Consider the following 2,422-nt stretch of genomic DNA (forward strand, 5'->3'; position numbering starts at 1 on the left):
CAAGGGGAGGGAGACTTCCATTGGCGCCGACCCAGGCTAATCGCCGGTCTTCTGGCGCCAAAGAAGACTTGAAAGCACGCGGCAGCGTTCCCTCCCCCTTGTGGGGAGGGTTAGGGTGGGGGTCCTCTTCGCAAAAATCCATATGCGATAGCCCTGCCGTAAACAGGGAGAAAGAAGCTGGCGGGAAGCGCCGCACCCCCTTGCAACGCTGAAGATTGGCGAAACCAAAGGCGACAGCGTCCTCCCCGTTTACGGGGAGAAGATGGCGGCAGCCAGATGAGGGGCGGCGCAAACGCCGATCATGACTCGCTAAACTTTGTAACGGTCACATTTTTCCCATGGTGCGCCACCTCCCTTTGCGGGCATCATGAAGGGCAACATCTTCCCACAGGACCCACCATGACCGCCCTTCCCGGCATCGCCGACATCCACGCCGCCGCCGCGCGTCTCTCCGGCTTGATCATCGAAACCCCCTTGATCGAATCGCAGGAGCTGAACAGACGCTTCGGGGGCCGCATCCTGTTCAAGCCGGAGACGCTGCAGCGTACCGGCTCGTTCAAGTTCCGTGGCGCCTACAACAAGTTGTCGTCGCTGAGCGAGGCGGAGCGCAGCCGAGGCGTCGTCGCTTTCTCATCGGGCAATCATGCGCAAGGCGTCGCCGCTTCGGCCGCGATGTTCGGCGTCAAGGCGGTGATCGCCATGCCTTCGGACGCGCCGGCGATGAAAATTGCCAATGTGCGCAAGATGGGCGCGGAGGTGGTCCCGTTCGACCGCTTTCGCGACGACCGCATGACCGTGATCCGTCCTTACATGGAAAGAGGCATGGTGCTGGTGCCGCCTTTCGACGATCCGGCCATCATTGCCGGCCAGGGCACGATCGGTCTCGAATTGATGCGCCAGGCAAAAGCGCTTGGCGTCAACCTCGACGCGGTGATCGTCCCCTGTGGAGGCGGCGGCTTGTCGAGTGGCATCTCCGTTGCCGTCAAGGATGCCTCGCCTGACACCGCGGTCTGGGCCGTGGAGCCCGAGCATTTCGACGACACCCGCCGTTCGCTCGCCGCCGGCGCCAGGGTTTCGAACGAGCCCGGCCATAGCTCCATCTGCGACGCGCTGCTGACCGCCGAGCCTGGCGTGATCACCTTCGAGATCAACCGCAGGAACCTCACCGGTGGCATCGCCGTCTCCGACCAGGCGGCGGCGCAGGCGATGCGCGACGCCATGGCCTATCTCAAGCTGGTGGTCGAGCCCGGCGGCTGCGTGGCGCTGGCGGCACTGTCATCGGGCGAGATCGAGATGTCCGGCAAATGCGTTGCCGTGGTGCTGTCCGGCGGCAATGTCGATTTCGGCACCTATGCCGGGATCATGGCGGCGGCTTGAGACGGCGATGTCCAAGGGAATCTGATATGGAGTATCTGGCGAAGGGCTCCGCCTTGGATCACTCCTCGCCCGCCGCCAAATCGTCGCCGCGCTGAGCATGGTCATCTACCGCCCGCTCACGCGTTCCGAGCTGCCCGACGATACGGCATCCCTTGCCCGCACCCTCATCGGCAAGGTCGTGGTGCGCGAGCTGCCTGAAGGCATCGCCAGCGGCCGCATTGTCGAGACCGAGGCTTATGTGACCGGTGACGCCGCCGGACACGGTTACCGGGGGATGACCCCGCGCAACCGTTCGCTGTTTCTCGAACCCGGGCATGCCTATGTCTATCTCGCCTACGGCATCTCCTACATGCTCAATGTCTCGAGCGAGATGCCAGGGGTCGGAACCGGCGTGCTCATCAGGGCGCTCGAGCCGCTCGAAGGCATTGCGCTCATGCGGCTCAACCGCGGCATCGACCGCTTGCGCGACCTGGCGCGAGGACCGGGAAGGCTGGCCCAGGCATTGCGGATCGATCGTTCCCTCGACGGGCTCGATCTTTGCCGCAAAGGCCCGCTATGGCTGGCAACCGACGAGCATCAAGCCGGCGACATCGGGCAGGGCATCCGGATCGGCATTACGAAGGACGCGGACCGCCCGCTGCGGTTTTACGTCAAGGGGAGCGCCTTCGTCAGCGGCCCGAAATCGCTCAACGGTTAGTGGCAGTTACAAACCATGGAGATTGGCGAAAGCATTTCTCCCTTCCGCAAAGGCTGGTGCCAAGACTGGAGGTCGTGCGGCATCTAATCCAACGTCCGCCTGAACCGCACCAGTGCCACGCCGGCAAACAAGACCACGAACACCACCAGCCAGCCGATCTCCGTTGACACTGCCGGCAGTTCCGCGCCCTTCAGCATCACCGCGCGGGTGATGCGCAGGAAATGCGTCAGCGGGAAGATCTCGCCGAAGATTTGCGCCCAGTCCGGCATGCCGCGATAAGGGAACATAAAACCCGACAGCATGATCGACGGCAGGAAGAAGAAGAAGGTCAGTTGCAGGGCCTGCATC

General features: G+C 63.4%; 3 protein-coding genes. 2 read left to right on the forward strand and 1 reads right to left on the reverse strand.

Translation table 11 applies throughout. The annotated features are described in order from the left end of the window. The first annotated feature begins 399 nt into the window (after positions 1–399). Both EN750_RS29450 and EN750_RS29455 read left to right on the forward strand, forming a co-directional pair. Complete coding sequence (locus tag EN750_RS29450; protein WP_127398852.1) at positions 400–1,377, forward strand: threonine/serine dehydratase; 978 nt, start codon at positions 400–402, stop codon at positions 1,375–1,377. A 97-nt stretch (positions 1,378–1,474) separates the two neighbouring features. Continuing rightward, the gene (locus EN750_RS29455; RefSeq protein ID WP_127398853.1) at positions 1,475–2,074 is read left to right on the forward strand and encodes a DNA-3-methyladenine glycosylase; all 600 of its coding nucleotides are present in this window, start codon (positions 1,475–1,477) and stop codon (positions 2,072–2,074) included. 83 nt (positions 2,075–2,157) lie between these two features. Here EN750_RS29455 and EN750_RS29460 read toward each other — a convergent pair. After that, positions 2,158–2,422: ABC transporter permease (locus tag EN750_RS29460; protein WP_145968022.1), on the reverse strand; the 265-nt coding region annotated here is incomplete at its 5' end.

This window comes from Mesorhizobium sp. M7A.F.Ca.ET.027.03.2.1 (assembly GCF_003999175.1).
GTDB lineage: Bacteria > Pseudomonadota > Alphaproteobacteria > Rhizobiales > Rhizobiaceae > Mesorhizobium.

What these genes read in the sequence shown, in the direction of transcription:
- EN750_RS29450 (WP_127398852.1), top strand. Translation starts at nt 400, where the DNA reads ATGACCGCCCTTCCCGGCATCGCCGACATCCACGCCGCCGCCGCGCGT.
- EN750_RS29455 (WP_127398853.1), top strand. Translation starts at nt 1,475, where the DNA reads ATGGTCATCTACCGCCCGCTCACGCGTTCCGAGCTGCCCGACGATACG.